General features: G+C 56.4%; 1 protein-coding gene and 1 pseudogene. Both read right to left on the bottom strand.

The window, feature by feature from the left end:
• Window positions 1–491 (bottom strand): annotated as a pseudogene (gltB, locus tag BLX41_RS35155) (glutamate synthase large subunit); the annotation flags it as partial.
• 348 nt (window positions 492–839) lie between these two features.
• The coding region (locus tag BLX41_RS35150) for an SPOR domain-containing protein (protein ID WP_259744752.1) at window positions 840–1124 on the bottom strand (285 nt) is incomplete at its 5' end.

Raw genomic sequence — 1124 nt, 5'->3', positions numbered from 1 at the left:
GGGGAGCTGAACAGCTTGATGGCGAAGTCCTGGTCGCTCAGCCCCTGGCCGCCGATGAACACTTGTTCGATCTGTGGCAGGCGCTCCAGGGCCAGACGCCCGAGCACACTGGTATCGATCGGTACTTTGCGCCAGCCCACCAGTTGCAGGCCGGCGGCCAGGATCTCGCGGTTCATGTTTTCGCGAGCGGCTTCGGCTTTCACCGGGTCCTGGTTGAAGAACACCATGCCCACCGCATATTGCTTGGGCAGATCGACGCCGAAATGCTCCGTGGCGACTGCGCGCAGGAACAGGTCGGGCTTTTGCATCAGCAGACCGCAACCGTCGCCGGTCTTGCCGTCCGCGTTGATCCCACCGCGGTGGGTCATGCAGGTCAGGGCCTCAATGGCCGTTTTCAACAAGGTATGACTGGGTTCGCCCTGCATATGGGCTATCAGGCCGAAACCACAGTTATCCTTAAATTCATCTGGTTGGTACAGACCTGCTTTCATAGACACTTTCTCACCAGGCTGCCTCTTTTCGAGGCAAATTTCTTTTCAATTCAACCACTTGCATTCCGCGCCGAACGTACGCCAGCTTTGCGGGGGCAAAAGGGAGGTCATTGTACACACCGACACAAAGCCCCACAAATTTAGCGACGATCTGTCGTAAATTCATGTCGCATTTATGAACGTTTTAAAGCGATATGCTGTGCTAGTCAAAAAGTTTTGCTTTTGACTGCCGCGACTCAAAAACTACTGTGACGCAGACACCACAAGGCACGCGGCCTGTAAGGCAGCATGCCGATGCGGAAATTTGAGGTTGCCGGGAGAGGCGGCCTGGGTAAGGCCGCCGAATCTTCAGCGAGTTGTTGCCAGTTCTTGTTGAACGCTAGCGACAGTGCGAGGCCAAGGTTTACCAGCCTGAACCTTCGCTGGCAAGGATTTGATGGCGCTGACCGCTGCATCGCGGCTGGAGAAGTTGCCGTAGGTGATCACATACAGCGGCTTGCCGTTGAGGACTTTCTTGAAGTAGCGGTATTCGCCGCCCTGTTCCTTGACGAAATTCTGCGCGGTGGCTTCCGAACTGGTGCCGAGGATCTGCACCACGTAGTTGCCTGGTGCTTGTCCGGCGTACCAGCTGCC

This window comes from Pseudomonas protegens (assembly GCF_003732485.1).
GTDB classification, from domain to species: Bacteria; Pseudomonadota; Gammaproteobacteria; order Pseudomonadales; family Pseudomonadaceae; genus Aquipseudomonas; species Aquipseudomonas protegens_B.
The sequence above is the reverse complement of the archived record's forward strand: the minus strand, read 5'-3'. Positions and strand labels throughout refer to the sequence as shown.